Raw genomic sequence first — 25,813 nt, forward strand, 5'->3', positions numbered from 1 at the left:
GCAAGCATTCAGGCGAAAAAACCATGCAGGTACCAGGCCGGCTCGTCGGCCAGCCGTGTCTGGAACACCCACAGCAGGCCGGTCTTGGCCGAGCGTGCGATCCAGTAGTCCCGCGCCGCATGGCGGGTCTGACCTGATGCTTCATCACGATCCCACCAGCCGCCCTCGACCCGCTGCGGGCCGAGCAGCAGTTGCAGTTCGCCCTGATGCTGCGGTCGATGCGCGATGACCGGCAGACGCAGTGGCTGCTCCAGCAGCAGGGACGGTTGTGGCCAAGCCGGTGGTGGCACCGTGCGTGCGCCAGATGGCAGGGGTTGGCCCACGGGCTGCCAGCGGGCGGCGTACTCGGGCCGATGGTCCGCGCAGAGCCGTGGACGCAGCACACGCGCTTCGCCCAGGCGGGCAGACAGGCGTTCAAGCACATGGGCCAATGGCTCCTGCCCTTGGGCGTCGTCGGGCAACCAGGAGACGCTGAGTTGCGGCAGCGATCGCACCTCGTCGGCCGTCAGCCGCAAATCACCCACCGGCGCTGCCAGCGTCACCTGCGACAGGTGCTCGGCCAGCAGACGTGAGAGATGATCCACCGCACGCGTGGGTTCTGCCGTGCGTACGGTCAGCTGCCCACCCTCGCCCGCACCACGCGATCGCATCGCATCGTGCGCCCAGTGCAGGGTGAAGGCGGTGGTGCCGAGATGGCGTGCTGCCAGCCAGGCCGCCAGCTGCAGCAGCAGGCGGCGGGCGCCGAAGAGCATGGCGGCCGCTTCATCCACCCGATGCGGCAATTCCAGCCGGGCATCGAAGCGTTCGGGCAGCACCACCCATGAATGCGTCTGTGGCGCATGGCCATAGGCCTGATCCAGCGCGCGCAGCAGTGCGGCGTCAAAGCGCCGGGCCAGGCCTGCGCGTGGCAGGCGTCGAACGTCGCCCAGCGTTCGGCAGCCGATGTGGGAGAGCGTCATCCGGTGGGCACGCAAGGCACTGAGCACGGTCAACGGCAGCGGATCCAGCAGCGCAGCCAGCGGCTCCCCCAGACCGTCCTCGACCCCGGCATGGGCCAGTGCCAGCGCAGCCAGTGCGTTCGGTGCCCAGGCCAGAGCGGTGGCCCCAAGTTCTTGCGCCCCGGGCCACAGCCGCTCGCGCAACGCCAGCCGTCCACCGAACAGGCGCAAGCTGCCCCCCACCTCCAGCAGCACGGCTTCTTCGGCGATGGCGACGCGGGGCGTGAACTGCAGCGCCCAGACCGCCAGCGCCTGCCGCACCGCGTCAGTGGAAGGAAGCGGTTCGTCGGGACTGGGCAGCTTCAGCGCGGACCACAGCATGGCCGGCCTCACGGGAAACGACAACAGCGGGACGGGGTGCATCGACCCGCCGGGAAGGCCAGACCTGCGGCAAGCCGGCCGGCGGGGCGGACAAGGCAAGCGCATGCGCCAGGGGTGGCCCCTTGCGCTTGACCACATCCACCAGCAGCTGCCAGTCATCGCCAACCCCGCCCGCACGAGCCACCAGACGCAGCGGCGCGGCCGACGACTCGCGCGCGGCATGGGCGGGTCGGCACAGGAAGGCCGGTGCCGCGCTGGCGGCGGCATGAACCTGCAGGCGACGCAACTGGTCTGACCGGACCGCTGGCAGCCAGGACAGGACGGCACCACACGACCCAGCCTTGAGCAGTTGCTCGGTGGCCCACAGGCGTTCGGCCGCGGTATCGGCGCGCACCCAGATCAGCGCATCGGTGCCCACGCCATGTGGGAGCAGGCCGGGCGCGTGCGGTGGGATGGGCGGGCCAACCAGAACCATCCGGCCACCTTCGGCCGCGATGCGTCCCAGCAACGGCCCGAGCAGACGGAACTCCAGCGTGCCGGCCTGCGGCAGCAGCAGTTCGGTCAGTCCGAAGCCAGGCCAGCCACCACCGGGCAGAACGGCGTCCAGCGCATCAAAGCCGCTGGGCCAGGTGGTGCTGACCGTCTGGCCCAGCGCGTCGCCGCGCCAGACGGCCGCGGCCACCGCGGGCGGCAGCACCACCGGCCGGCATGACCGGAGGGCGGAGGCTTCAGAGACGGAAACGGCAGGGACTTCAAGGGCCTCCTGCCGGTGGAACATGGGCTGCATGGTGCGCCCATGATAGCGTGTTTACTGTTTTTTTGTACAGTATTTTGCCGAACGAACCGGGTGGGCATTGGCCCCTGGCATCAGCCGAAATGGACCACCTGCCCCTGCCGGTCAAACGGCACGAAGGCCTGAATCTGGCCCTGGTGGATGGACATGACCATCTGGTTGAGCGCCCGTTCGATCTGCTCGTTGGCCGGCGGTCGCCCCGGTTGGCCCGCCAGTGCAGCCACCATGACCATGCGCCACTGGTCGGATTGGGCATCGGCATCCCTGACCAGTGCTTCCCAGCTGTCGATGTCGGATGGCGACCGGTCCACGCACATGCGGGGCGTCAGCGCACCGCCCTCTCCGCGGGCAAACCGCTCACGCTGATCGGGCGTGCTGTCGGGCGGCAACTCCACATCGACAAACACCATCAGCAGGCTCTGGGGAACAGGCTGGGCACGGCTGGCCGAGAGCAGGTCGGCAAAAGAGGCAATGTTCATTCGGTGGGTTCCGGTGCGGGTGGAAAGCCGGCCATGACGCCAGCCTCGCCCAGGGTCTGCAGATAGTCTTCGGGCGACGGTCGGGGCCGTGCCGGGCGTCGCTGGCGCACGGTCCCCAAGCTGAGGAAGCACAGGGCATGCTCGTCGGGTGTCAGCCCGAACAGGGCGCGCAGGGCCGTCGACTTCAGGGCCTTGCCGCTGGTCAGTGCCGAACCGTACCCCTGCGCCGTGGCCATCAGGAGGAGGTTCTGCACGGCGCATCCGGCCGAGAGGATACGCTCATGCAGGTCGACGCCGGGGTCTCCACGGGCGCCGTCGACAACCAGCAACAGCAGCACCGGTGCGCGCAGCGCCTTGTCCCGGGCCTGGGACACCTGCTCATCGGTCGCCGCCGGATCGCGTTCAAGCAAGGCCTTGGCAAAGGCATCACCCAGCCGCGAACGCTGATCCTGCGGCACGCAGATGAAGCGCCAGGGCAGGATCTGGCCATGGTCGGGCGCCGATGCGGCGCTGGTCAGCCAGGTGCGCCATTCATCCGGATCGGGGCCGGGGGCATCGAGCCGCTTGGGCAGGATGGTCTGGCGCGCTTCCATGAGCATGGCCAGCGCCGCGGGAGAAAGTTCGTTGTCAGTCGACCAGGATCTGTCCATCGTTCTCGATGTAGGGCGGGTAAGGACCGGTGCCACTGTGCGTGGACTCGGAGGCCGGGACGAAGGCTCCGCGTTCGGCGTCAAACACGTGCACCTCGCCATTTTCGATCACATAGTGCCACCCATGCAGGGTCAGATGACCCGCTTCGACCGCGCGACGGACCATGGGGTAGTCCATCAGCCGCTCCAGCTGCAGCACCACCGCACGCTGCTCGGTGCGGTGCAGGGCCTCGCGGGTCGGCTGCACAGGCAGCAGCGCCTCGTCCGCCAGCCTCAGCCAGGCCTTGAGTGCCACGGCTTCGTCCGGCGCACCTTCGTAAGCGGTGCGGATGGCGCCACAGTGGCTGTGACCACAGACGATGATCTGCTCCACCTTCAGGCTGAGCACCGCAAACTCAATGGCAGCCATGGTGCCATGCAAGCCGTGCGACTGGTCGTAGGGCGGCACGAAAGCCCCGACGTTGCGCACGATGAACAGATCCCCTGGTGCCGCGCCGGTCAGCAGATAGGGCACCAGACGCGAATCGGAGCAACCGATGAACAGGGTCTTGGGATGCTGACCCTGGGCCACCAGGTCCTGGAAGCGCTGCTGGTGCCGGGGGAAATAGTCCTCCTGGAAATTTCGCAGACGCAACAGCAGTTCGTCTGGCATGGTCAACCCCTTACTGAACCAGGGGCGAGTCGGCGCCCTCCAGATCGATGCCTTCGACCGTGGCCTGGCCCACCAGCAGGCGCATGTACTGGCGCAAGGCGGTGGCCCGGGACTGCAGGCGCAGGCGGGAGGTGATCTGCTCACGCACCTCGTCGAACGACGGCAAGGTGCCCTTCTTGCGGCCCAGCACCTCGATGATGTGCAAACCAAAGCGGGTATGCACCAGGCGGGGATGCACCCCCATGCCCCAACGTGAATCGCTCTGGAAGAACAGCTCGTTGGCCAGTTCGGGCGCGCAGTCCTGCGGGCCCACCCAGCCCAGATCACCACCCTGGGCGCTGGACGGGCAGTTCGACAGCTCGGCCGCCAGTTGCTCGAAGCGACCCGGCGGCACATCCTTGCGGGCCAGCTCCAGCAGGGCCGCCTCGGCCCGCTGCGTCAGTGCATGCACATTCACCCCGGGCGTGACCGCAAACAGGATGTGACGAACATGCAGAGACTGCCCGACGATGAAGTGGGGCTTGTTGGCTTCGTAGTAGCGCTGGCACTCTTCCTCGGTCGGCTCGGGTGACCGGACCTCGTCGTCGGTCATGGCCTCGATCACCTTGCGCTCGACTTCGTTGAGTTCGGGCGCCAGCAGACCGGTGACGCGGGGCAGAAGGCCCAGCGACACCGCCCGCTGGCGCAGCAGCTCGGTCCAGGCCCGCTCACGCAGGGTCTGGGCATCCACCGACTCGCCCGGCTCGTGCAGGGCAATGCCGTTGATGCTGGCCGGAACAATCTGCAGCTGGCCGGAGCAGGCGCAGTGTGCGCTGCCACAGCCGCCGGATGGGTTGGCGTTCATGATCTTGCTCTCTTGGCCGGTTTCAGAAAGGACGACCACCCTGGCTGGCCGGTGCACGTGGGGTCATGCCGACCCGGCGGCTGCGCACCAGCTGGTAGGGACGCACCACATAGGCCAGGGTGCCGAATCCGCTCCACACATGCACCAGGCGGGTGAACGGGAAGATCAGGAAGATGCTCATGCCCAGGAACATGTGGGCCTTGAAGATGAAGCCCGCCTCGGCCAGCAGTTCAGGAGCACCGGCGCGGAAGGTCACGATGCGCTGGGCCCATTCGGCCAGCTTCATCATCATGCCGCCGTCCAGGTGCTGGGCCGACAGGGGAATCGTCGCCAGACCCAGGGCAAACTGCAGCCACAGAAGCCACAGCAGCACGATGTCGCTGGTCTTGCTGGTGGCCCGGATGCGGGCATCCGACAGGCGCCGGTGCAGCAGAAGGCTCACGCCGATGAAGCCGAACAGGCCGAAGATGCCGCCCGAGATCATGGCCAGCAGCTGCTTGGCGCCAGCGGTCATGAAGGGCTCGTAGACAAAGTGCGGCGTGAGCATGCCCACGCTGTGTCCGAAGAACAGGAACAGGATGCCCACGTGGAACAGGTTGCTGCCCCAGCGCAACTGGCCGGCGCGCAGCAGCTGCGAGGAATCGCTCTTCCACGTGTACTGGTCGCGGTCGAATCGCAGCAGGCTGCCCAGAAGAAAGACCGTCAGGCAGATATAGGGGTAGTAACCGAAGAGAAAGTTGTCAAGGTAGTTCATGGTCATCTCCTGTCATCAGGCGGCGGCGCGTTCGGCGCTGCGCGATGGGCGAACGATGTGGATGGGCTGCGCCTCGCCGGGCCGGGCCTGGCCACGGGTGCTGCAGCCGTCGAACGCCTGGGGCTCTGCCCAGGATTCGTCCATCGGCTCGTCCTGCGTGATGGGCACCGCCTGGGGTTTCTCGCCGGCCATCTCCAGCACGGCGGCAATGACGGCGGCGTAGGGGCTTTCACGCTGCAGCAGGGCACTGAAGATGGCGTTCAGGATGTGCGCCACTTCGCCGAGGAAGGACTTGGCCACCTGGGGTGACTGGGTCGATGCGAACTCCAGCACCACGCACAGGTGGTCGGGCAGTTCCTCGGGAGAGAGGAACAGGCCCGCCTTTTCGTAGGTCTGTGCCAGGTCGATCATGGCCGGCCCCCGGTCACGCGAGTCACCATGCACATGCTCGAACAGGTGCAGCGAGGTGGCGCGACCACGGTCGAAGGTCTCGACATAGCGTGACTCGATCTCCATCGGGTCCAGCCGCTGCAGGCCGATGGCCAGGGCACGCAGTTCAGCGCGACGGGCCGCCGGCAGCGCGGCCTCCTCATCGATCGCATCGACCAGCAGGCCCAGTTCGCTGCGCAACTGGTCGTCCGGATAGGCGAGCAGCCGGGCCAGCGCACGCAGGGTATAGCGGGTTTGCTTCATGGCTGTCTCCTTCTCAGACCACCGACTGGATCGGAATCGTGCGGCGCTTGCTGCCACCGAACAGGCTGGTTTCCCCGGCGCCCTCGGAACAGCCGTTGCCGAACGAGAAGCCGCAGCCACCACGCAGGTCAAAGGCGTTCTCGGCGTACTCGCGGTGCGAGGTCGGGATGACGAATCGGTCCTCGTAGTTGGCAATCGCCATCACGTGGTACATCTCCTCGACCTGAGCCCGTGTCAGGCCGGTCTGTTCCAGCACCTTGACGTTCTCGACGCCATCCACATGCTTGCCACGCTGGAAGGCGCGCATGGCCAGCATCCGCTCCAGGGCACGCACCACGGGCCCGGTGTCGCCGGCGGTCAACAAGTTGGCCAGGTATTGCACGGGGATGCGCATCTGGCTGAAGTCAGGCAGTTCACCGTTGGCACCGATGTGGCCGGCGTTGGCGGCGGCGCTGATCGGCGAGAGCGGCGGCACATACCAGACCATGGGCAGGGTGCGGTATTCGGGGTGCAGCGGCAGGGCCACCTTCCAGTCGATCGCCATCTTGTAGACCGGGCTGTTGCGGGCACCCTCCAGCCAGGCTTCGGGGATACCATCCTTGCGCGCCTTCTCGATCACCTTGGGGTCGTGCGGGTTCAGGAAGATGTCCAGCTGGGCCTGGTACAGGTCCTTCTCGTTGGGCACGCTGGCGGCTTCGGCAATGCGGTCGGCGTCATACAGCACCACACCCAGGTAGCGAATGCGGCCCACGCAGGTCTCCGAGCAGACGGTCGGCTGGCCAGCCTCGATGCGCGGATAGCAGAAGATGCACTTCTCGGCCTTGCCGGTCTGCCAGTTGTAGTAGATCTTCTTGTAGGGGCAACCGCTGACACACATGCGCCAGCCGCGGCACTTGTCCTGGTCGATCAGCACGATGCCGTCGTCCTCGCGCTTGTAGATCGAGCCCGAGGGGCAGGACGCCACACACGCCGGGTTCAGGCAGTGCTCGCACAGGCGCGGCAGGTACATCATGAAGGTGTTCTCGAACTGGCCGACCATGTCCTTCTGGACCTGATCGAAGTTGGCCAGGTTCGCGTCCTTGCTGCGCTTGCTGAACTCGCCGCCCAGGATCTCTTCCCAGTTCGGCCCCCACTCGATCTTCTCCATGCGCTGGCCGGTGATCAGGCTGCGCGGGCGGGCAGTGGGCGCCGCCTTGACCTCGGGCGCCGACTGCAGGTGGTCGTAGTCAAAGGTGAAGGGCTCGTAGTAGTCGTCGATCTGCGGCAGGTTGGGGTTGCTGAAGATCTTCATCAGCAGCGACCACTTGCCACCCTGTTTGGGAACGATGGAACCGTCGGCCTTGCGGACCCAGCCGCCGTTCCACTTGTCCTGGTTCTCCCATTCCTTGGGATAGCCGATGCCGGGCTTGGTCTCGACGTTGTTGAACCAGGCGTATTCCACGCCGGGACGGCTGGTCCAGACGTTCTTGCAGGTGACCGAGCAGGTGTGGCAGCCGATGCACTTGTCCAGGTTCAGCACCATGGCGATTTGGGCACGTACTTTCATCGTGTTTCTCCTAGTCTTTCTTCGCCTCAGGCCTGAACGGAGTCGGTGCCTTCGCCGTCGAGCCAGTCGATCTTGCGCATCTTGCGCACGATGACGAACTCGTCGCGGTTGGTGCCGATGGTTCCGTAGTAGTTGAAGCCGTAACTGAACTGCGCGTAGCCACCGATCATGTGGGTCGGCTTGGTCACGATGCGGGTCACCGAGTTGTGGATGCCCCCTCGCGTGTTCGTGATCTCCGACCCCGGGGTGTTGATGATCTTTTCCTGCGCGTGGTACATCAGGGTCATGCCCGGATTCACCCGCTGGCTGACCACCGCGCGGGCGGCAATGGCGCCGTTCGTGTTGAACAGCTCGACCCAGTCGTTGTCCTCGATGCCCGCGGCCTTGGCGTCGGTCTCGCTCAGCCAGATGACCGGACCGCCGCGGTTGAGCGTGAGCATCAGCAGGTTGTCGGTGTACGTGCTGTGAATGCCCCACTTCTGGTGCGGGGTGATGAAGTTCAGCGCGATTTCCTTGTTGCCGTTGGGCTTGCGACCCATCATCTCGTCCACCGTCTTGAGGTCGACCGGGGGACGGTAGCTCGACAGGCCTTCACCAAATGCCAGCATCCAGGGATGATCCATGTAGAACTGCTGACGACCGGTGAGGGTGCGCCATGGAATCAGCTCGTGCACGTTGGTGTAGCCGGCGTTGTAGGACACCTTCTCGGACTCGAGGCCGGACCAGGTCGGCGAGGAGATGATCTTGCGCGGCTGGGCCTGGATGTCGCGGAAACGGATCTTCTCGTCCTCGCGGTGCAGGGCCAGGTGGGTGTGGTCACGGCCGGTGATCTTGGACAGCGCTTCCCAGGCCTTGACCGCCACGTGGCCGTTGGTCTCGGGCGCCAGTTGCAGCACCACCTCGCAGGCGTCGATGTCGCTCTCGATCTTCGCCATGCCCTTGGTCACACCCTCGGTGTGCACCTTGCCGTTGAGCTCCTTGAGCTGCCCGACCTCGGTCTGGGTGTTCCAGCCGATGCCCTTGCCGCCGTTGCCGGCCTTTTCCATCAAGGGACCCAGTGCCGTGAAGCGGGCATAGGTATTGGGGTAGTCGCGTTCGACCACCGTGATCTGCGGCGCGGTCTTGCCCGGGATCAGGTCGCACTCGCCCTTCTTCCACTCCTTGACGTCGAAAGGCTGGGCCAGCTCGGCCGGCGAATCGTGCATCAGCGGCGTGAGCATGAGCTCCTTCTCGACGCCCAGGTGGCCGACACAGACCTCGCTGAAGGCCTTGGCAAACCCCTTGTAGATTTCCCAGTCGCTGCGGCTCTGCCAGGCCGGGTCCACCGCCGTGGACAGCGGATGGATGAAGGGGTGCATGTCGCTGGTGTTGAGGTCATTCTTCTCGTACCAGGTGGCCGTGGGCAGCACGATGTCCGAGTACAGACAGGTCGTGCTCATGCGGAAGTCCAGCGTGACCAGCAGGTCCAGCTTGCCTTCGGGCGCATTCGCGTGCCATTCCACTTCGGTCGGCTTGGCATCGTTGGGGCCGAGGTCTTTGCCCTGCACGCCGTTGGTGGTGCCCAACAGGTGCTTGAGGAAATACTCGTGACCCTTGCCTGACGAGCCCAGGATGTTGGACCGCCAGACGAACAGGTTGCGCGGCCAGTTGTTGGGGTGATCCGGATCCTCGCAGCTCATGCGCAGCGTGCCGTCCTTGAGCGCCTTGACCGCATAGTCCTTGGGGTCCATGCCGGCGGCCTGGGCATCCCTGACCACCTGCATCGGGTTGGTCTGCAGCTGCGGGGCACTGGGCAACCAGCCCATGCGCTCGGCGCGCACGTTGTAGTCGATCAGGCTGCCCCCGAACCGTGTCTTGTCGGCCAGCGGCGAAAGAATCTCCTCCACCCCCAGCTTCTCATAGCGCCACTGGTCGGTGTGGGCGTAGAAGGCACTGGTCGAGTTCTGCTGGCGCGGCGGACGGACCCAGTCCAGGGCAAAAGCCAGTGCGGTCCAGCCGGTCTGCGGGCGCAGCTTTTCCTGGCCCACATAGTGCGACCAGCCGCCGCCACTCTGACCGATGCAGCCACACATCATCAGCATGTTGATGATGCCGCGGTAGTTCATGTCACTGTGGTACCAGTGGTTCATGGCCGCACCGATGATGACCATGGATTTTCCGCGGGTCTTGTCGGCGTTGTCGGCAAACTGGCGGGCCACGGCCGTCACCTGGTCGCGCTTGACCCCTGTGATCTTCTCTTGCCAGGCGGGTGTGTAGGGCACGTCCTCGTCGTAGCTGCTGGCACCGGTGTCGCCCGGCAGGCCGCGATTGACCCCGTAGTTGGCCGCCGTCAGGTCAAACACGGTGGCGACCAGGGCGTAACGCTCTTCGCCGGCCTTGCCCAGCTTGATGCGGCGCACCGGCACCTTGCGCACCAGCACATCGTCCTGCTTGTTGGCGTTGAAATGCGGTGTGTCGATGCCACCGAAGTACGGGAAGGCCACGTCGCCCACGTCGTATTCGCTGCCCTCGCCTTCCATCAGGCTGAGCTTGAGCTTGACCTGCTCGTCGCTGCGGGCTTCCTTGTCTTCCAGGTTCCACTTGCCGGCATCGGCGCGACCTTCGGCGCCCCAGCGGAAGCCGATGGAGCCATTGGGCAGGACGATCTTGTCTTCCTGATCCACCGCCACCGTTTTCCACTCGGGGTTGTTGTCCTGGCCCAGCTTGCCGTTGAAGTCGCTGGCGCGCAGGTAGCGGCCGGGCACGGCCACCTTGCGGCCATCCGTCAAGGTGCGTTCTTCCAGCATGACCAGGTTGGGCATGTCGGTGTAGCGGCGCACGTAGTCGTCGAAGTACGACGAGCGTTTGTCGAAGTAGAACTCCTTGAGGATCACATGACCCATGGCCATGGCAATCGCCGCGTCGGTGCCCTGCTTGGGGTGCAGCCAGATGTCGCAGAGCTTGCTGATCTCGGCGTAGTCGGGCGTGATCGCCACCGTCTTGGCGCCCTTGTAGCGGACCTCGGTGAAAAAGTGGGCGTCGGGGGTGCGCGTCTGGGGCACGTTGGAGCCCCAGGCAATGATGTAGGTGGAGTTGTACCAGTCGGCCGATTCCGGCACGTCGGTCTGTTCACCCCAGACCTGCGGGCTGGACGGGGGCAGATCGCAGTACCAGTCGTAGAAGCTCATGCAGACGCCGCCGATGAGCGACAGATAGCGCGAGCCGGCCGCGTAGCTGATCATGGACATTGCCGGAATCGGCGAGAAGCCCCACACACGGTCAGGACCATATTTCTTGATGGTGTAGACGTTGGAGGCGGCAATGATCTGGTTGACCTCTTCCCAGGTGCTGCGCACCATGCCACCCAGACCGCGCTGCTGCTGCCATTCGCGACGGGCTTCGGCGTTTTCGACGATGGAAGCCCAGGCATCGACCGGGCTCTTGGCCACCGCCAGCGCGGCGCGCCAGTGCTTGAGCAGCTTGCCGCGCACCATGGGGTACTTCACGCGGTTGGCGCTGTACAGGTACCAGCTGTAGGAGGCACCCCGGGCACAGCCGCGCGGCTCGTGGTTGGGCAGGTCGGCGCGGGTGCGCGGGTAGTCGGTCTGCTGGGTTTCCCAGGTGACGATGCCGCCCTTGACATAGATCTTCCACGAGCAGGAGCCCGTGCAGTTCACGCCGTGGGTAGAGCGCACGATCTTGTCGTGGGCCCAGCGGTTGCGGTAGGCGTCTTCCCAGGTGCGGTCTTCGCCGGTGGTCAGTCCGTGCTGTCCCGAGAAGCTCTCCGTGGGTGCAGAGAAATGGGTGAGTCGGTCGAGAAAATGGCTCATCGTGGGCTCCAGTGAGTTTTCTTGGGGTCAGCAGGGATTGGCGGCGCCGCGGCGGGCATACATCCACCAGTTCAGCACGACGTTGAAGGCGAAGAAGGCGGCCAGGCCGTAGAACACCGGCGTGGCGGATTTGAAGGCGCCGAAGGAGGCGGCAAACAGCATGCCGAACAGGAAGGGCCCGTAGGCGGCGATGGCGGCAGTGAAGCCGATCACACCACCGGCCTGGCGCGGCTCGAACAGCATGGGCATCTGCTTGAAGGTGCTGGCGTTGCCCACGCCGGCGAAGAAGAACATGGTCAGCATGCCGGCCACGAACATCGGGAAGCTGTCCAGACCGGTGGGGCTGGTGAGCGTGGTCACCCAGACGGCGGAGGCGAGCATCCCCAGGCCAGCCCAGTGCGTGACGCGGGCACCGCCGAGCTTGTCGGACAGCGGACCGGCCACCACGCGGGCAGCGGAACCCACCAGCGGACCGTAGAAGGCCCAGGCCAGCGGATCGGGCGCACCTTCGAAGCCGCCATAGATCTGCTTGATCAGCAGCGGGAAGGTGGCGGCCAGGCCCGAGAAGGCACCGAAGGTCATCATGTACAGCGAGGTCATGCTCCAGGTGTGACCCGAGCGGAAGATGTCGAACTGCTGGGCGAAGTTGGCCTTGACCGGCACCGACTTGAGCATCAGCCAGGCGCTGACACCGAAGACGAAGGTGAAGGGGATCATCACGGCGGCAGCGTTCTGCAGGTAGACCTGGCTCTGCACGCCCGCCTTGGTCAGCGTCTGCGAGTCACCCATGAAGGCGGCGCCACCCATCAGCGCGAAACCGATGATCCAGGGCGTGACGAACTGGACGATGGACACACCGAAGTTGCCGATACCGGCCTGGATGGCCAGCGCCGTGCCCTGCAGCCGCTTGGGGAAAAACAGGCTGGTCGACGGCATGAAGGACGAGAAGTTGCCGCCGCCCAGACCGGCCAGGAAGGCCAGCAGCATCAGCATCCAGTACGGGGTGCCCGGATCCTGCACCGCGTAGAACCAGCCCACCAGCGGGATCAACAGGCTCAGGGTGGACAGGCTGACCACCAGGCGCGTGCCGAACATGGGCGTGAGGAACATGTGCACCAGACGCAGGGTGCCGCCAGCCAGGCCGGGCATGGCCGCCAGCCAGAACAGCTGCTGCGGCGTGAACTTGAAACCGATCTGCGGCAGGCGAACGACCAGGGCCGAGACCAGGAACCAGACGATGAATGCCATCGTCAGATTCAGGGTGGTGATGGTCAGTGTTCGCCAGGCCAGTCCGGACGCGCCGGCGCTCCAGAATGATGTGTTTTCGGGCTCCCAGCGCGACAGCCAGGTGCCATCGGTGGTGGCCGAAGGATTGAGGGTAGCCATGGTGTTTCCTTGCGGGTGAATGGGGGTGTGAAGCGTCACTTGACCGTCTAGGCCAACGGCGAGGCAGCGGCGTTGCTGCCCATGACCTCGGTGCGGCGCACTTCGGTCCAGTACATCCAGATGAGGGATACCCAGACCACGCCATACATCAGCATGAAGGCGCTGGAGCGGATGCCGGTCAGGTCCATCAGGGCACCGAACAGGATGGGCAGGATGAAGCCGCCCATGCCACCCGCCAGGCCGACGATGCCGCTGATGGCACCGATGTTTTTGGGATAGTCGTCGCTGATGTACTTGAAGACACTGGCCTTGCCGAAGGCCCAGGCCACGCCCAGGATGCCCATCAACGCGGTGAAGGCGTAGACGTTCAGGCCGATGTGGAAGGTCCTGGGCCCGTCGACGGTGGTGACGGTGAAGTCGGTCTGCGGATAGGACAGCAGGAACAGGCAGATCCAGCTGACCCACATCACCCACCAGGTGACCTTGTGCGCACCGTATTTGTCGGACAGCACCCCGCCGATGGCGCGCAGCACGCCGCCGGGCAGCGAGAAGCAGGCGGCCAGCAGGGCCGCGACGCGGATATCCAGCCCGTATTCACCCACGTAGTACTGCACCATCCACAACGAAAGGGCCACGTAGCCGCCGAACACGATGCTGTAGTACTGGCAGTACTTGAGCACCTTGGGGTCCTTCAACGCCTTGAGCTGGTCGGTGAACTTGACGTTGCTGGGCACCAGGTGCGACGGGTCGCTGTGGCTGAACAGCCAGAACAGCACCAGCGTACCCAGCATGATGGCGGCGTAAACCTGAGGCACCATGGCCCAGCCGAAGGCCACCAGCAGCACCGGCGCGACAAACTTGTTCACCGCGGCGCCCGAGTTGCCGGCGCCGTACACGCCCATGGCCATGCCCTGGCGGTTCTTGGGGAACCAGCGGGCCACATACGGGGTGCCCACCGAGAAAGAACCACCGGCCAGACCGACGAACAGGCCGATCACAAGGAAGTGCCAGTATTCGGTGGCGTAGCTCATCAGCCAGATGGCTGGCACAGTGATGGCCATGACGCAGGCCATGACGATGCGGCCGCCGTACTTGTCGGTCCAGATGCCCAGCGGCACCCGGATCAGCGAGCCGGTGAGCACCGGCATCGCGGTCAGCAGACCGAACTCGGTCGCGTTGAGGTTCAGCATCTTCTTGATCGGGATGCCGATCACGCCGAACATCATCCAGACCATGAAGCAGACCGTGAACGCCAGCGTGCTGACAATCAGGACCGACCAGGCCTTTCTCTCGTTTCTCAGTTCTGTTCCCATGGTTCTTCTCCTGAAGACATGCGTGAACTGTCGACGATCCACGGACGAATGCCCATCCACCGATGGCATGTCGACCCGTGTCGGAAGTAGTACGGAGATCTGAGCCCCCTCGTCCGAAAGGACTATGTGGGCATCAAAGCGGGGCTAGTTTGATCTATGTCAAACGATGCCGTGCGTGGTGGCGTACACGGCGGCCTGGACGCGGGACGTCAGGCAGAGCTTGCGCAGGATGTGCTGGACGTGGATCTTCACCGTGGTCTCGGCGATGTCCAGTTCGCGGGCAATCAGCTTGTTGCTGTCGCCCCGGGCGATCAGCAGGAGGATTTCACGCTCACGCGGCGAGAGCAGGTCCAGGCCGGGTGCCACGGGTTGGTCCGGCGGTGGCGCAGGTGCGGGCGCCACCCGTGTGGCGGCAGAATCCGGCACCGGGGCTAGCGGCATCATCGGACGCTGACGGAACACCGCCACCAGTTTGGTCATCATTTCGGGGCTGATGACCGATTCACCGGCCAGCACCTTCTCGATGGAATCGGCCAGCTGCTCCGACTCCATGGTCTTGAGCAGATAGCCGTCCGCCCCACCCTGCAGCGCAGCCGCCAGATCCTCGGCGTTTTCGCTGACGGTGAGCATCAGCACGCGCACCCCGGGCAATGCGTCCTTGAGGGTGGCAATGCCGTCCACACCACGAACACCGGGCAGGTGGTTGTCCAGCAGGATCAGGTCGGGCCGGGCTTGCGCGAGGCAGCGCAGGGCCTCCCCCAGATCGGAGGCCTCGCCGGTGACTTCCAGCCGCTCGTCCTGGGACAGCAGGGCTTTGAGTCCCCGGCGAAACAGCGTGTGGTCGTCGACCAGCAGCAGACGGATGGCGCGAGTGGCGTTCATGATGGCAAGGCTGTCGATTCTGGCAGATTCAGGCCCACGGTCCCGACATTGACCATGGCCACCGGGTAAGGTGGCAAGCTCAGCGTCATGCTGGTGCCCTGGCCGGGATGGGAGTCCACCACCACGCTGGCACCGATGCGCTCGGCCCGCTCTCGCATGATCTTGGTGCCCACATGGGTTTCCCCGTGACGCACCTGGGTGTCAAACCCCCGCCCGTTGTCCCTGACCACGAAGGTCCAGCCATTGCCCTTGGTCACATCCAGGCTGACATGGCTGGCCTGCGCGTGTTTGCGCACGTTGGACAGGGCTTCCTGCACCACGTGCAGCACTTGAACCTGCACATCTGGCGGCAGGGGAAGGCCTTCACCGTCGACCTGCAGGCGCGTGGGGATGCCGGTCTGGTGCTGGAACTTCTGCAGGGTCTCCTGCAGGGCGGCCTCGATGTGCTCGCTGTTGGTGCGGGTCCGGAAATGCACCAGGAGTTCGCGCACGTCGCTGATGCTCTCGCGCAGGCCCTCATCCAGTTCGTCCAGCGTCTGCTGCACCTTGGCAGGCTGGGCCCGGTCGATGGCGGTGCGCAGAAGCTGCACCTGGATTTTCAGAAACGCCAGGGATTGCGCGATCGAGTCATGCAGCTCGCGCGCCAGCAAGGCACGCTCCTCGCCGACCGCCGCCTCCCGCTCCAGCGCAGCGGCCCTCAGTCCCTCCAGGGCACTGGCCAGGTGGGCCGCCAGCGCATCCAGCAGTTCGGTTTCCTCGGTGCTGAGGTGGACCTCGCTGCGAAAGAACAGATCCATCTCGCCCAATAAGCGCTGCTGCAACCGTACCGGCACACTGACGAGGTTTTCGTAGCCGGCACGCGCGCAGTGCCTCATCGGGGCTTCGTCGTGCGCATGGATGGGGATGACACGGGTGCGCGCGTCGGGCTTGAGGTTGCCGCAGGCGCAGGCACCGGCCAGGAGACTGCGCTCCTCATCCTGCATGTCGGACGGGAAGCAGTCGGAGGCCAGCATCAGGTAGCGCTGGTTCGCCTCGTCCGACCAGCGCACCGCCACCGCATCGGCTTTCATGACTTCGCGCACCCGTTGCGAGAAACCCCGGGCCAGTTCCTCGATGTTGTTGGCCTTGGCCAAGAACGCGCTGACCTCATACAGCGACTCCAGACGTGCTCTCTGGGCTTCGATGCGCCGCGTCTTCTCCACCACCTTGGCTTCCAGGCCGCCGTACAGCGACTGCAGGGTCTGCGCCATGTGGTTGAAGCCCGCCGCCACCTGACCGAACTCATCCTGCGTGTCCACGTCCACCCGGGCACTGAAGTCTCCCGACTCCAGGCGCCGCAGGCCCTGGCGCAGGTAGTCCAGCGGGTGGATCACGTACATGTAGCCGGTATAGAGCATCACCACCGCCCCGATGATGGCCAGCGCCATCATCACGAACTGGAACAGGTTCAGGGTGGCGGTCAGACCCGAGAGCTGGAGCTCGATGGCCAGCACCAGCCGGTCAATAGCGTTGACGAAAGCCTCGGCCGCCACCTGCGACGAATTGCCTTCGCTCATGTGGCCATCCAGCCAGGCCGTACGCTGACCGGACCACAGGCGTTCCACCTCGGTGAAACGCTGGCGAACGTCCTGGTCCCAGGGCACAAACAAGGGGCGCGTGGCATCGCCTTCGCGCAGCAGGCTCAGACCCCGGTCAAACTCGCTCACCAACGCCGCAACGTCCTGGGCCGGCAGTTCGGCCTGCACCGCACTGCTCAGGCGCCAGGTCTGCATGCGCATGCGCCCGGCTTCGTTGACGGCGGCCGCACCGCCTTCGAGCTGCCAGGTCACCCAGAGCGTCAGGCCGATCGAGGCCAGCGCCACCACCAGCAAGCCGACCCCGATGCGGATCAGTTTGGTCGACAGGGAAGCGGTTTTTCGCATGCGCTGAGGTGATCTGAAGGGGACACAAACCCGTGGCCATGTCCGGGGATTGTCCCATCAGGATGCCCTTCGCACAAAACATTCATATAATATGAATTATAAGGAGATGACCATGACCCACGTCGTGACCGAGGCGTGCATCCAGTGCCGCTACACCGACTGCGTCGACGTCTGCCCCACCGATGCCTTCCGTGTCGGCAGGAACATGCTCGTCATCGCCCCGGACGACTGCATCGACTGCGCCGTCTGCGTACCCGAGTGCCCTGTCGATGCCATTTACTTCGAGGGCGACCTGCCGGCGTCGCAGCGCAAGTACATCCCGATCAACGCCGATCTGAGCAAGGACTGGCCGCTGATCACCCGCAGCAAGCCCGCCCTGCCCGACGCCGACCAATGGGCCAAGATCGCCGACAAGGCCGATCAGCTGGATCCGCGGGGTGCCGACCATGAGTGAACCGGCGGGGGCCGACGACGCACTGGTGGTGCGTTCGCTGTACGAAAAGCGCAAGAAGATTTATCCCCGCGCCGTGACCGGGCTGTTCGCGCGCTGGCGCTGGGTCATGGTCTGGGCCACGCAGCTGTTCTTCTACGGCATGCCCTGGCTTCAGTGGAACGGGCGGCAGGCCCTGTTGTTCGATGTGACCGAGCGGCGCTTCTATGTGCTGGGCCTGGTGCTGCAGCCGCAGGACTTCATCTACCTGGCCGCGCTGCTGGTGATCAGTTCGCTGGCGCTGTTCTTCTTCACGGCCATTGCGGGCCGGCTGTGGTGTGGCTATGCCTGCCCGCAGACGGTCTATACAGAGATGTTCCTGTGGATCGAGCGCCGCACCGAAGGCGACCGCAGCGCCCGCATCCGGCTCGATGCCCAGCCCTGGGGTCCCGGCAAATTCTTGCGCAAGGGAGCCAAGCAGGCACTCTGGGTGGGCCTTTCCCTGCTCACCGGATTCACCTTCGTCGGCTACTTCCACCCCATCCGGGAGCTGGCGCCCGCCCTGCTGGAGCCAGGCCTGTCCCCGTGGCTGTGGTTCTGGGTGCTGTTCTACGGCCTGGCCACCTACGGCAACGCAGGCTATCTGCGTGAGCAGATGTGCAAGTACATGTGCCCCTATGCCCGCTTCCAGAGCGCCCTGATCGACATGGACTCCCTGGTCATTGCCTACGACACCGCTCGTGGCGAGAACCGGGGTCCCCGCTCCCGCAAGACCGACCACAAGGCGGCTGGTCTGGGCGACTGCATCGACTGCACGCTCTGCGTGCAGGTCTGCCCGACCGGCATCGATATCCGTCATGGTCTCCAGAACGAGTGCATTGCCTGCGCGGCCTGCATCGATGTCTGTGATGACGTCATGGACAAGATGGGCTACCCCAAGGGTCTGATCCGCTACACCTCCGGCAACGCCGTCAGCCAGGGATGGGACAGCACCCGCATGCTGCAGAGGGTGTGGCGCCCACGCGTGCTGATCTACGGCGGCTTGCTGGCGGCCCTGGTCATCGCCTGGCTCTGGAGTCTGGGCCACCGCCGGGATGTCGACGCCGTGCTGATCAAGGACCGCGGGTCACTGGCCCGCATGGTCAGCAACGGCAGCATCGAGAATACCTACCGGCTGCAGGTGACCAACAGCCAGGAAGTGACGCGCCGCTTCGATCTGCATGCGCAAGGCATCCCGGGCCTGCGCATCGACACCGCCACCTCCCTGGAGGTGCAAGCAGCCGGCAATGCGTCGATGCCTCTTCGGCTGGTCATACCCGGCTCGGTGGCACTGGAGCACGCGGGCCAGACCCTCAGAGCCAGCGTGGCCGTGGCGCCTGAGGGACAGGCACCCGACAGCCCGGACGTCGTTCACGTGGAGGCCAGCTTCACCGTGCCGCGCTGATACCGATGCCGTCGGCCTGATCGTCGATCAGGTCGGCAAGGGTCACGCCATCGAGCACGGCGAGGTAGTTGTCGAGTGCCCGACCGATGAGGTGCTTGAGCTGACAGTAGCCATCCATGCGGCATCGGCTGGTCGCTGCATTGAAGCACTCCACCAGATGAAAGTCGGTCTCTGTCTGGCGGACGATCTGTCCCACAGAGATCTGCGCCGCCGGCTTCGTCAGCCGCATGCCCCCTCCCCGCCCACGTGTCGTCTCCAGCCAGCCCGCATGGGCCAGCGTCATCACCACCTTGGTCAGGTGGCTGCGGGAGATGCCGTGCACGCGGGCGACTTCGGCAATGGTGGGACAAGGGCGACGCCCTGCATGCATGGCGCAGTACATCAGCACGCGCAGGCTGTAGTCAGTCCAGTGGGTGAGCTTCATGGTGGCGCCCTCCGTCGTCCCGATGGAAAGCCCTCATCGTTCTTTGGAAATATGCACAGATTCTGAACTTTATTGAATAATACATTCATTACTGATGCATCTTTAAGGAATCACACCATGACCACGATCACCCCAGACCGCGCCGAGCAGGCCATCGGTCAGATTGCCGTCGAACTGCCCGGGGCCACCGCCATCTTCCGTCGCCTCAAGCTCGACTTCTGCTGTGGCGGCCAGATCGCCCTGCGCGAGGCCTGCGCCGGCAAGGGCCTGGCGGTGGATCAGGTGCTGGCGGAACTGGCCACGCTGGACCGGCCGGTCAACCAGGATGCGCCGGTGGAGGCCCCGGCCCTGATCGACCACATCCTGGAGCGCTACCACGCCGTGCACCGCGAACAGCTGCCCGAGCTCATCCGCATGGCCCGGCGCGTGGAGGCGGTGCACCGTGACCACCCGCAGGTGCCCGCCGGCCTGGCCGATCATCTGGAGCAGATGGAAGGCGAGTTGCTGGACCACATGGCCAAAGAGGAAGAGATCCTGTTCCCGCTGCTGCAACGGGGCGAATCCTCACTGGCGGCCTTTCCCATCGAAGCCATGCGGCACGAGCACACCGGCCACGGCCAGCAGCTCGAACGCCTGATGGCGCTCACCTGCGACGCCACCCCCCCGATGGGCGCCTGCAACACTTGGCGCGCGCTGTATGCAGGCATCGCCCAGTTGCAGAACGACCTGATCAACCACATTCACCTGGAAAACAACCTGCTCTTCCCCGGGTTCGAGCAGCACCAGGACGCCTGCTGCGCCTGAGCACCATGGACCTGATTTGCCCGGCAGGCAGCCTGCCTGCGCTCAAGGAGGCGGTCAACCACGGCGCCAGCGCCGTCTACCTGGGATTGCGCGACGCCACCAACGCGCGCAACTTCGCGGGCCTGAATTTTGATGACGCGGCCATCGCCACCGGCGTGGCCTACGCACACGCACGGGGCTGCCAGGTCTTCATGGCGCTGAACACCTATCCGCAGGCGGCCCAGCCCGAGCGCTGGCAGCGCGCCATGGACAAGGCCGTGAACCTTGGGGTGGATGCGGTCATTCTGGCCGACCCAGGCCTGATGCGTTATGCGAACAAGCGCCACCCGCGCCTGCGGCTGCACCTCTCGGTGCAAGGATCGGCCACCAACCACGACGCCATCAATTTCTATCACCGCCAGTTCGGTGTTTCGCGGGCGGTGCTGCCGCGCGTGCTCTCGCTGGATCAGGTGCGGCAGGTTATCCAGAAGACACCGGTGGAGATCGAGGTGTTCGGCTTTGGCAGCCTGTGCGTGATGGTCGAGGGACGCTGCGCATTGTCCTCCTACGTCACAGGGGAATCGCCCAACACCCATGGCGTCTGTTCACCGGCCAAGGCGGTGCGCTGGCAGGAAACCCCCAAAGGACTGGAGTCCCGCCTGAACGGGGTGCTGATCGACCGCTACGGCCAGGGCGAGAGTGCCGGCTACCCCACGCTGTGCAAGGGACGCTTCGACGTCGAGGACGACGAGAACTACTACGCCATCGAGGAGCCGACCAGCCTCAACACCCTTACGCTCCTACCCCAGTTGCAGCAGAGCGGCGTCAAGGCGATCAAGATCGAAGGTCGTCAGCGCAGCCCGGCCTATGTGGCACAGGTCACCAGGGTATGGCGCGAGGCCATCGACGAATGCACGGCGCAACCGCAGCACTACACCCCGCGTGGCAGCTGGATGGCTTCGCTCGATCAGGTGGCCGAAGGCCAGCAGCACACGCTGGGCGCCTACCACCGCCCCTGGAAATGAAATGAAGCTATCCCTTGGCCCCTTGCAGTACTACTGGCCGCGCCAGACGGTGTTCGACTTCTATGAGGCCGTCGCCGGGACATCGGTGGACATCGTCTATCTGGGCGAAGTCACCTGCTCGCGGCGGCATGAGCTGCGCCTGAGCGACTGGATGGACGTGGCGCGCCTGCTGCAGGAGGCGGGCAAGACACCGATCCTGTCGACCATGGTGCTGCTCGAATCGGGCGCCGATGTCAGTGCCATGCACAAGGTGCTGGATAACGGCGAGTTCGGGGTCGAAGCCAACGACATGGGGTCGGTGAGCGCCGTCGCCGGACGCCTGCCCTTCGTGGCCGGACCACACCTGAACCTCTACAACGGCCCCTCCCTGGACTGGATGGCCTCGCTGGGGGCCAGCCGTTGGGTGGCACCGCTGGAGATGCGACGCGACGATCTGGCGATCCTGCAGGGTGAGCGCCCTGCCACGCTGCAGACGGAGGTGTTCGCCCATGGCCGCCTGCCCCTGGCGTTTTCGGCCCGCTGTTTCACCGCGCGCCACCGCAATCTGCCCAAGGACGACTGCCGCTTCAGTTGCATGGACCACCCGGACGGTCTGATGATGCGCACGCGAGAGAAAAGCGAGTTTCTGGTGCTCAACGGCATCCAGACGCAGTCGGCCCGGGTGCACAGCCTGATCGACGTCTGGGATGAGCTGGTGACGCTGGGCGTGGACGTGGCCCGCATCAGCCCACAGTCTGCCCACACGACCGAGATCATCGGGCTTTACGACACGGTGCGCAGCGGCCGGACATCCCCTGCGGCAGCACGTCAGACCTTGCTGGACTGGCTCCCGGACAAGGACTGCAACGGCTACTGGCATGGGCAGCCGGGATTGGACCGGGTAGAACCGACAGCCTCTCTGGTGACCTGAAGCCATGGTGACCGGAGAACGCTTCAACAGCATCAGCCACCTGTTCGGCGCCTTGCTGGCCGTGGCTGCCGCAACGATGCTGATCACCACTGCGTCCCTGCAGGGTGACCCATGGCGCATCGTGAGCTTCAGTGTCTACGGCGCCATGCTGATCGCGCTCTATGTGGCCTCTACGCTCTACCATGCCCTGCAGGGCCGCGCGAAAGCTGTGTTCCAGAAGCTGGACCACTGCAGCATCTACCTTCTGATCGCAGGCAGCTATACGCCTTTTGCCCTGGTGTCACTGCATGGAGTCTGGGGCTGGAGCCTGCTGGGCATCGTGTGGACGCTGGCCGTTCTGGGCATCGTGCAAGAGATCTGGATGGCGCGGGGGGCCAGGGTTCTCTCGCTGGTCATCTATGTGCTCATGGGCTGGCTGGCCCTGGTGGCCGTTGTGCCGCTTTGGCAGGCGCTGGGACCTGAGGGGTTCGCCTGGCTGGCCGCAGGGGGTGCGTTGTACACCGGCGGTATCGCCTTCTACGCCACCGACCACAAGCTGCGCCATGGACACGGCATCTGGCACCTGTTCGTGCTGGGCGGCAGTACCTGCCATTTCTTCACCCTCTTCCTGTACGTGGCCTGAAGGTCATCGCAAGCCCATGAACCAACACGCTGCCCATGACCGTCACCATGCGGTGCCTCCACCGGTCGCCGCCGTGCTTTCACGCCTGCCGGCCTACCCGGGCTCCCTCCTGCTGGTCACCGGCCTGAATCTGGTGCTGGCTCGGCAGCTCCCGGATGATGTGAAGGACCGGCTGCGCGGACAGCGGGTGCGCATCCAGGTGCGCGACGCCGGCCTTCGGTTCGACTTCGTCTGGCAAGGCCAGCAGTTCCGGGCCTGCCAGCCCCATGACCGGACCGATCTGACCATCAGCGCCAGCGCCCACGACTTCATTCGCCTGGCCCAGCGTCAGGAAGACCCGGACACCCTGTTTTTCAACCGTCGCCTGTCGATGGAAGGGGACACCGAGCTGGGTCTGCTGGTCAAGAACGCACTGGACGCCCTGGAGCTTCCCGTGTTCAACCTGGCCGAGTATTCACCGCCCGCCGTGCTGGAGCGATTGCGTCAGCGCTGGCACACGAGCCGTCCCACCCATCCCCCCGCGCACTGAGGAGATCACCATGGACACGATTGCCCGGCAGCAGAAACCCGTGGTCTATTCCTGTTCGGGCTGCTCCAGCGCAGCCCAGCTGGCCAACCACGTCGCGGTGCGCCTGGACCGCAGCGGTGCGGCAGAGATGTCCTGCATCGCCGGGGTGGGTGGTGATGTGCCCTCGTTGGTGAAACTGGCCAAGGCGGGACGGCCGATCATCGCACTGGACGGCTGCCAGCTCGCCTGTGCCCGCCATTGTCTGGAGCGGCACGGCATCACACCCGACCAGCACCATGAGCTTCAGATCTACGGGGTACGCAAGCGCCTGCACGAGGACTTCGATCCGGACCAGGCCGAGATGGTGCTGCTGCGCGTGCGAGCCGACATCCAGCAGCTGATGTCCGCCCCCAGGGAAACGATCCATGACTGAAGGCAGCACTTCGGCCCGGCGGGTGCTGGTGGCCATCACCGGCGCCAGCGGTGCTGTCTACGGCTGGCGCCTGCTGCAGGTTCTGAGCGAGGTGCCAGACGTCGAGTCCCATCTGGTGGTGTCACCCTCGGGCTGGACCACCCTGCGCCATGAACTGGACCTGGGGCCGGAAGCCCTGCAGCCCATGGTTCACCGCCTGCACGATGCGGGCGATCTGGGTGCGGGTCCGGCCAGTGGTTCCTTCCGATGCCACGGTATGGTCATTGCCCCCTGTTCCATGCGGACACTGGGCGCGGTGGCCCACGGGCTCGCCGACAACCTGGTCACGCGGGCCGCCGACGTCATGCTCAAGGAACGCCGCCGACTCGTTCTCATGGCCCGCGAGACGCCCTTGCACCTGGGCCACCTGCGCAACATGACCACGGTCACCGAGATGGGGGGCATCATCTGCCCGCCCATGCCGGCCTTCTATCTGCGCCCCCAGCGCATCGAGGACCTGGTCGACGCCAGCATCGCCCGCGTGATGGATCTGCTGGACCTGCCCCACCAGCTCAGCGACCGCTGGAGCGGTCTGCGGCAGAGCGTCTGAGCGGCATGGCCTACCGGGACCTGCGCGACTTCATCACCCAGCTGGAAGCGGCCGGCGAACTGCGCCGGGTGCGGGAGCCCGTCTCCCCCCATCTGGAAATGACGGCGCTGTGCGACCGGGTGCTGCGATCCGCCGGCCCCGCCTTGCTGTTCGAACGCCCCACCGGCCACCGCATCCCCGTCCTGGGCAATCTCTTTGGCACGCCCGATCGGGTGGCACGTGCCATGGGGGTGAACAGTCTGACCGAGCTGCGGCTGTTCGGCGAACTGCTGGCGCGACTGAAGGAGCCCGAGGCACCCAAAGGCCTCAAGGACATGACCGGACTGGGCAGCATGGTCCGATCGCTGTGGCACATGAGTCCTGCCCAGGTGCGACACGCGCCCTGCCAGGCGGTGGTGATCGAGGGCGACGATGTCGACCTGCATCGCCTGCCCATCCAGCACTGCTGGCCGGGCGACGTGGCGCCACTGCTCACCTGGGGCCTGGTCATCACGCAAGGGCCGCACAAACCCAGGCAGAACCTGGGCATCTACCGCCAGCAACTGCTCTCGCGCAACCAGCTGATCATGCGCTGGCTCGCCCACAGGGGCGGCGCGCTCGACTTCCGCGACCACTGCCGCCAGCACCCCGGCCAGCCCTACCCGGTCGCGGTGGCCATCGGTGCCGATCCGGCCACCATTCTGGGCGCCGTCACCCCGGTGCCCGACAGTCTCTCCGAATACCAGTTTGCCGGCCTGCTGCGCGGCGCCCGCACCGAAATCACTCCAGCCATCGGCGTCCCCCTGCGTGTGCCAGCCCAGGCCGAGATCGTGCTCGAAGGCCATATCCTCCCGGACCCGTTACACCCCAGCGGCTGGCAGCATGCGCTGGAAGGACCCTACGGCGACCACACCGGCTACTACAACGAACAGGCCGAGTTCCCGGTCTTTACGGTCGAGCGCATCACCCACCGCACCGATCCGATCTACCACTCCACCTACACCGGCAAGCCCCCCGACGAGCCCGCCGTGCTCGGCATGGCCATGAACGAGCTGTTCATCCCGCTGCTGCAGCGCCAGTTCCCAGAGATCACCGACTTCCACCTGCCACCCGAGGGCTGCAGCTACCGCATGGCCGTGGTCAGCATCCGCAAGGCCTACGCCGGCCATGCGCGCCGCATCATGATGGGCATCTGGGGCCATCTGCGCCAGTTCATGTACACCAAGTTCATCGTGGTGGTGGACGACGATGTCGACGTGCGGGACTGGCGCGAAGTCATCTGGGCGATCACCACCCGCATGGACCCCGCCCGCGACAGCTTCACCATCGAACGCACCCCCATCGACTACCTGGACTTCGCCTCCCCTGTGAGCGGCCTGGGCAGCAAGATGGGGCTGGACGCCACCAACAAGTGGCCGGGCGAAACCCAGCGCGAGTGGGGCAGAACCATGCAGATGGACCCGGCGGTCAAAGCCCGCATGGATGCCCTGGCTCAAGGTATCGGTCTGTGATGCAGTCCGACGAAGGGGCCCCGTACTGAAACCAACGGCGCCCGATAGCTCCTTCGGACGATGGTGCATGGGGCAGCAAATTCCTACAGTGAACGGCATCATTCACCTACCCG

General features: G+C 65.4%; 25 protein-coding genes. 10 read left to right on the plus strand and 15 right to left on the minus strand.

Translation table 11 applies throughout. From position 1 onward, the window contains the following. Positions 1–8: 8 nt before the first annotated feature. From ACFQNJ_RS09555 to ACFQNJ_RS09620, 14 genes are all read right to left on the minus strand, one after another. Positions 9–1,319: a DNA polymerase Y subunit UmuC family protein gene (locus ACFQNJ_RS09555; RefSeq protein ID WP_382256479.1), complete on the minus strand. Its 1,311-nt coding sequence runs from the start codon at positions 1,317–1,319 to the stop codon at positions 9–11. After that, positions 1,264–2,106, minus strand: coding sequence for a translesion DNA synthesis-associated protein ImuA (gene imuA, locus ACFQNJ_RS09560; RefSeq protein ID WP_382256482.1), 843 nt, complete (start codon positions 2,104–2,106; stop codon positions 1,264–1,266). Before imuA ends, ACFQNJ_RS09555 begins: the two co-directional genes overlap by 56 nt. 80 nt (positions 2,107–2,186) lie before the next feature. Next, on the minus strand, positions 2,187–2,591 hold the full coding sequence (locus ACFQNJ_RS09565) for a ribonucleotide reductase subunit alpha (RefSeq protein ID WP_382256485.1): 405 nt from the start codon (positions 2,589–2,591) through the stop codon (positions 2,187–2,189). After that, positions 2,588–3,241, minus strand: a complete 654-nt coding sequence (locus ACFQNJ_RS09570) for a nitroreductase family protein (RefSeq protein ID WP_382256487.1) — start codon at positions 3,239–3,241, stop codon at positions 2,588–2,590. Before ACFQNJ_RS09570 ends, ACFQNJ_RS09565 begins: the two co-directional genes overlap by 4 nt. Continuing rightward, complete coding sequence (locus ACFQNJ_RS09575; protein ID WP_374640094.1) at positions 3,219–3,893, minus strand: carbonic anhydrase; 675 nt, start codon at positions 3,891–3,893, stop codon at positions 3,219–3,221. Before ACFQNJ_RS09575 ends, ACFQNJ_RS09570 begins: the two co-directional genes overlap by 23 nt. A gap of 10 nt (positions 3,894–3,903) precedes the next feature. Further along, positions 3,904–4,737 (minus strand): peptidylprolyl isomerase, encoded by an 834-nt coding sequence (locus ACFQNJ_RS09580; RefSeq protein WP_374640092.1) that lies wholly within the window; start codon positions 4,735–4,737, stop codon positions 3,904–3,906. A 22-nt stretch (positions 4,738–4,759) separates the two neighbouring features. Continuing rightward, positions 4,760–5,491 (minus strand): respiratory nitrate reductase subunit gamma, encoded by a 732-nt coding sequence (gene narI / locus ACFQNJ_RS09585; RefSeq protein ID WP_374640091.1) that lies wholly within the window; start codon positions 5,489–5,491, stop codon positions 4,760–4,762. A 15-nt stretch (positions 5,492–5,506) separates the two neighbouring features. Then, positions 5,507–6,184 (minus strand): nitrate reductase molybdenum cofactor assembly chaperone, encoded by a 678-nt coding sequence (narJ, locus tag ACFQNJ_RS09590; protein ID WP_382256491.1) that lies wholly within the window; start codon positions 6,182–6,184, stop codon positions 5,507–5,509. Between the two features lie 13 nt (positions 6,185–6,197). Continuing rightward, complete coding sequence (gene narH, locus ACFQNJ_RS09595; RefSeq protein ID WP_382256494.1) at positions 6,198–7,730, minus strand: nitrate reductase subunit beta; 1,533 nt, start codon at positions 7,728–7,730, stop codon at positions 6,198–6,200. Positions 7,731–7,756: 26 nt separating this feature from the next. Then, positions 7,757–11,539 carry a nitrate reductase subunit alpha gene (locus tag ACFQNJ_RS09600; RefSeq protein ID WP_382256497.1) on the minus strand — a complete coding sequence of 1,261 codons (3,783 nt, stop codon included), beginning with the start codon at positions 11,537–11,539 and terminating at the stop codon, positions 7,757–7,759. Positions 11,540–11,566: 27 nt separating this feature from the next. Then, the gene (locus tag ACFQNJ_RS09605; RefSeq protein ID WP_382256499.1) at positions 11,567–12,925 is read right to left on the minus strand and encodes an MFS transporter; all 1,359 of its coding nucleotides are present in this window, start codon (positions 12,923–12,925) and stop codon (positions 11,567–11,569) included. 47 nt (positions 12,926–12,972) lie between these two features. Continuing rightward, positions 12,973–14,238 (minus strand): MFS transporter, encoded by a 1,266-nt coding sequence (locus ACFQNJ_RS09610; protein ID WP_382256502.1) that lies wholly within the window; start codon positions 14,236–14,238, stop codon positions 12,973–12,975. Positions 14,239–14,397: 159 nt separating this feature from the next. After that, complete coding sequence (locus tag ACFQNJ_RS09615) at positions 14,398–15,120, minus strand: response regulator (RefSeq protein ID WP_382256505.1); 723 nt, start codon at positions 15,118–15,120, stop codon at positions 14,398–14,400. Beyond that, complete coding sequence (locus ACFQNJ_RS09620) at positions 15,117–17,042, minus strand: type IV pili methyl-accepting chemotaxis transducer N-terminal domain-containing protein (protein WP_382256508.1); 1,926 nt, start codon at positions 17,040–17,042, stop codon at positions 15,117–15,119. Before ACFQNJ_RS09620 ends, ACFQNJ_RS09615 begins: the two co-directional genes overlap by 4 nt. A 112-nt stretch (positions 17,043–17,154) precedes the next feature. Here ACFQNJ_RS09620 and fdxA point away from each other — a divergent pair, with 112 nt between their 5' ends. Then, a complete protein-coding gene (gene fdxA / locus ACFQNJ_RS09625; protein WP_382256511.1) occupies positions 17,155–17,496 on the plus strand; it encodes a ferredoxin FdxA in 342 nt (113 codons plus the stop codon). Continuing rightward, on the plus strand, positions 17,489–18,916 hold the full coding sequence (gene ccoG, locus ACFQNJ_RS09630) for a cytochrome c oxidase accessory protein CcoG (protein ID WP_382256514.1): 1,428 nt from the start codon (positions 17,489–17,491) through the stop codon (positions 18,914–18,916). Before fdxA ends, ccoG begins: the two co-directional genes overlap by 8 nt. On the opposite strand, the gene ACFQNJ_RS09635 is transcribed toward ccoG, so the two are convergent. Further along, entirely contained in the window at positions 18,900–19,340 is a 441-nt protein-coding gene (locus ACFQNJ_RS09635) for an RrF2 family transcriptional regulator (protein ID WP_374640079.1), read from the minus strand. The genes ccoG and ACFQNJ_RS09635 overlap by 17 nt on opposite strands. A 117-nt stretch (positions 19,341–19,457) precedes the next feature. On the opposite strand from ACFQNJ_RS09635, the gene ytfE reads away from it, so the two are divergent. Genes ytfE through ubiD form a run of 8 tightly spaced genes read left to right on the plus strand, consistent with a single transcriptional unit; the run spans position 19,458 to position 25,700 of the window. After that, positions 19,458–20,144, plus strand: coding sequence for an iron-sulfur cluster repair protein YtfE (gene ytfE, locus ACFQNJ_RS09640; RefSeq protein WP_382256516.1), 687 nt, complete (start codon positions 19,458–19,460; stop codon positions 20,142–20,144). Between the two features lie 5 nt (positions 20,145–20,149). Next, a complete protein-coding gene (gene ubiU / locus ACFQNJ_RS09645; protein ID WP_382256519.1) occupies positions 20,150–21,148 on the plus strand; it encodes a ubiquinone anaerobic biosynthesis protein UbiU in 999 nt (332 codons plus the stop codon). A 1-nt stretch (position 21,149) separates the two neighbouring features. Then, positions 21,150–22,058, plus strand: coding sequence for a ubiquinone anaerobic biosynthesis protein UbiV (gene ubiV / locus ACFQNJ_RS09650; protein WP_382256521.1), 909 nt, complete (start codon positions 21,150–21,152; stop codon positions 22,056–22,058). Positions 22,059–22,062: 4 nt separating this feature from the next. Next, positions 22,063–22,680 (plus strand): PAQR family membrane homeostasis protein TrhA, encoded by a 618-nt coding sequence (gene trhA / locus ACFQNJ_RS09655; protein WP_382256523.1) that lies wholly within the window; start codon positions 22,063–22,065, stop codon positions 22,678–22,680. Positions 22,681–22,696: 16 nt separating this feature from the next. Further along, positions 22,697–23,209: a ubiquinone anaerobic biosynthesis accessory factor UbiT gene (ubiT, locus tag ACFQNJ_RS09660; RefSeq protein WP_374640074.1), complete on the plus strand. Its 513-nt coding sequence runs from the start codon at positions 22,697–22,699 to the stop codon at positions 23,207–23,209. Between the two features lie 10 nt (positions 23,210–23,219). Continuing rightward, the gene (locus ACFQNJ_RS09665; RefSeq protein WP_382256525.1) at positions 23,220–23,621 is read left to right on the plus strand and encodes a putative zinc-binding protein; all 402 of its coding nucleotides are present in this window, start codon (positions 23,220–23,222) and stop codon (positions 23,619–23,621) included. Further along, positions 23,614–24,210, plus strand: coding sequence for a UbiX family flavin prenyltransferase (locus ACFQNJ_RS09670; RefSeq protein WP_382256528.1), 597 nt, complete (start codon positions 23,614–23,616; stop codon positions 24,208–24,210). Before ACFQNJ_RS09665 ends, ACFQNJ_RS09670 begins: the two co-directional genes overlap by 8 nt. A gap of 5 nt (positions 24,211–24,215) precedes the next feature. Then, a complete protein-coding gene (ubiD, locus tag ACFQNJ_RS09675; protein WP_382256531.1) occupies positions 24,216–25,700 on the plus strand; it encodes a 4-hydroxy-3-polyprenylbenzoate decarboxylase in 1,485 nt (494 codons plus the stop codon). Positions 25,701–25,813: the final 113 nt, after the last annotated feature.

Origin of the sequence: Hydrogenophaga bisanensis, from assembly GCF_042665135.1 — a bacterium.
GTDB classification, from domain to species: Bacteria; Pseudomonadota; Gammaproteobacteria; order Burkholderiales; family Burkholderiaceae_C; genus Hydrogenophaga; species Hydrogenophaga bisanensis.

Bases quoted from the DNA above. Each gene is read 5' to 3' on its own strand.
- ACFQNJ_RS09555 (WP_382256479.1), bottom strand. From the start codon at position 1,319: ATGCTGTGGTCCGCGCTGAAGCTGCCCAGTCCCGACGAACCGCTTCCT.
- imuA (WP_382256482.1), bottom strand. From the start codon at position 2,106: ATGCAGCCCATGTTCCACCGGCAGGAGGCCCTTGAAGTCCCTGCCGTT.
- ACFQNJ_RS09565 (WP_382256485.1), bottom strand. From the start codon at position 2,591: ATGAACATTGCCTCTTTTGCCGACCTGCTCTCGGCCAGCCGTGCCCAG.
- ACFQNJ_RS09570 (WP_382256487.1), bottom strand. From the start codon at position 3,241: ATGGACAGATCCTGGTCGACTGACAACGAACTTTCTCCCGCGGCGCTG.
- ACFQNJ_RS09575 (WP_374640094.1), bottom strand. From the start codon at position 3,893: ATGCCAGACGAACTGCTGTTGCGTCTGCGAAATTTCCAGGAGGACTAT.
- ACFQNJ_RS09580 (WP_374640092.1), bottom strand. From the start codon at position 4,737: ATGAACGCCAACCCATCCGGCGGCTGTGGCAGCGCACACTGCGCCTGC.
- narI (WP_374640091.1), bottom strand. From the start codon at position 5,491: ATGAACTACCTTGACAACTTTCTCTTCGGTTACTACCCCTATATCTGC.
- narJ (WP_382256491.1), bottom strand. From the start codon at position 6,184: ATGAAGCAAACCCGCTATACCCTGCGTGCGCTGGCCCGGCTGCTCGCC.
- narH (WP_382256494.1), bottom strand. From the start codon at position 7,730: ATGAAAGTACGTGCCCAAATCGCCATGGTGCTGAACCTGGACAAGTGC.
- ACFQNJ_RS09600 (WP_382256497.1), bottom strand. From the start codon at position 11,539: ATGAGCCATTTTCTCGACCGACTCACCCATTTCTCTGCACCCACGGAG.
- ACFQNJ_RS09605 (WP_382256499.1), bottom strand. From the start codon at position 12,925: ATGGCTACCCTCAATCCTTCGGCCACCACCGATGGCACCTGGCTGTCG.
- ACFQNJ_RS09610 (WP_382256502.1), bottom strand. From the start codon at position 14,238: ATGGGAACAGAACTGAGAAACGAGAGAAAGGCCTGGTCGGTCCTGATT.
- ACFQNJ_RS09615 (WP_382256505.1), bottom strand. From the start codon at position 15,120: ATGAACGCCACTCGCGCCATCCGTCTGCTGCTGGTCGACGACCACACG.
- ACFQNJ_RS09620 (WP_382256508.1), bottom strand. From the start codon at position 17,042: ATGCGAAAAACCGCTTCCCTGTCGACCAAACTGATCCGCATCGGGGTC.
- fdxA (WP_382256511.1), top strand. From the start codon at position 17,155: ATGACCCACGTCGTGACCGAGGCGTGCATCCAGTGCCGCTACACCGAC.
- ccoG (WP_382256514.1), top strand. From the start codon at position 17,489: ATGAGTGAACCGGCGGGGGCCGACGACGCACTGGTGGTGCGTTCGCTG.
- ACFQNJ_RS09635 (WP_374640079.1), bottom strand. From the start codon at position 19,340: ATGAAGCTCACCCACTGGACTGACTACAGCCTGCGCGTGCTGATGTAC.
- ytfE (WP_382256516.1), top strand. From the start codon at position 19,458: ATGACCACGATCACCCCAGACCGCGCCGAGCAGGCCATCGGTCAGATT.
- ubiU (WP_382256519.1), top strand. From the start codon at position 20,150: ATGGACCTGATTTGCCCGGCAGGCAGCCTGCCTGCGCTCAAGGAGGCG.
- ubiV (WP_382256521.1), top strand. From the start codon at position 21,150: ATGAAGCTATCCCTTGGCCCCTTGCAGTACTACTGGCCGCGCCAGACG.
- trhA (WP_382256523.1), top strand. From the start codon at position 22,063: ATGGTGACCGGAGAACGCTTCAACAGCATCAGCCACCTGTTCGGCGCC.
- ubiT (WP_374640074.1), top strand. From the start codon at position 22,697: ATGAACCAACACGCTGCCCATGACCGTCACCATGCGGTGCCTCCACCG.
- ACFQNJ_RS09665 (WP_382256525.1), top strand. From the start codon at position 23,220: ATGGACACGATTGCCCGGCAGCAGAAACCCGTGGTCTATTCCTGTTCG.
- ACFQNJ_RS09670 (WP_382256528.1), top strand. From the start codon at position 23,614: ATGACTGAAGGCAGCACTTCGGCCCGGCGGGTGCTGGTGGCCATCACC.
- ubiD (WP_382256531.1), top strand. From the start codon at position 24,216: ATGGCCTACCGGGACCTGCGCGACTTCATCACCCAGCTGGAAGCGGCC.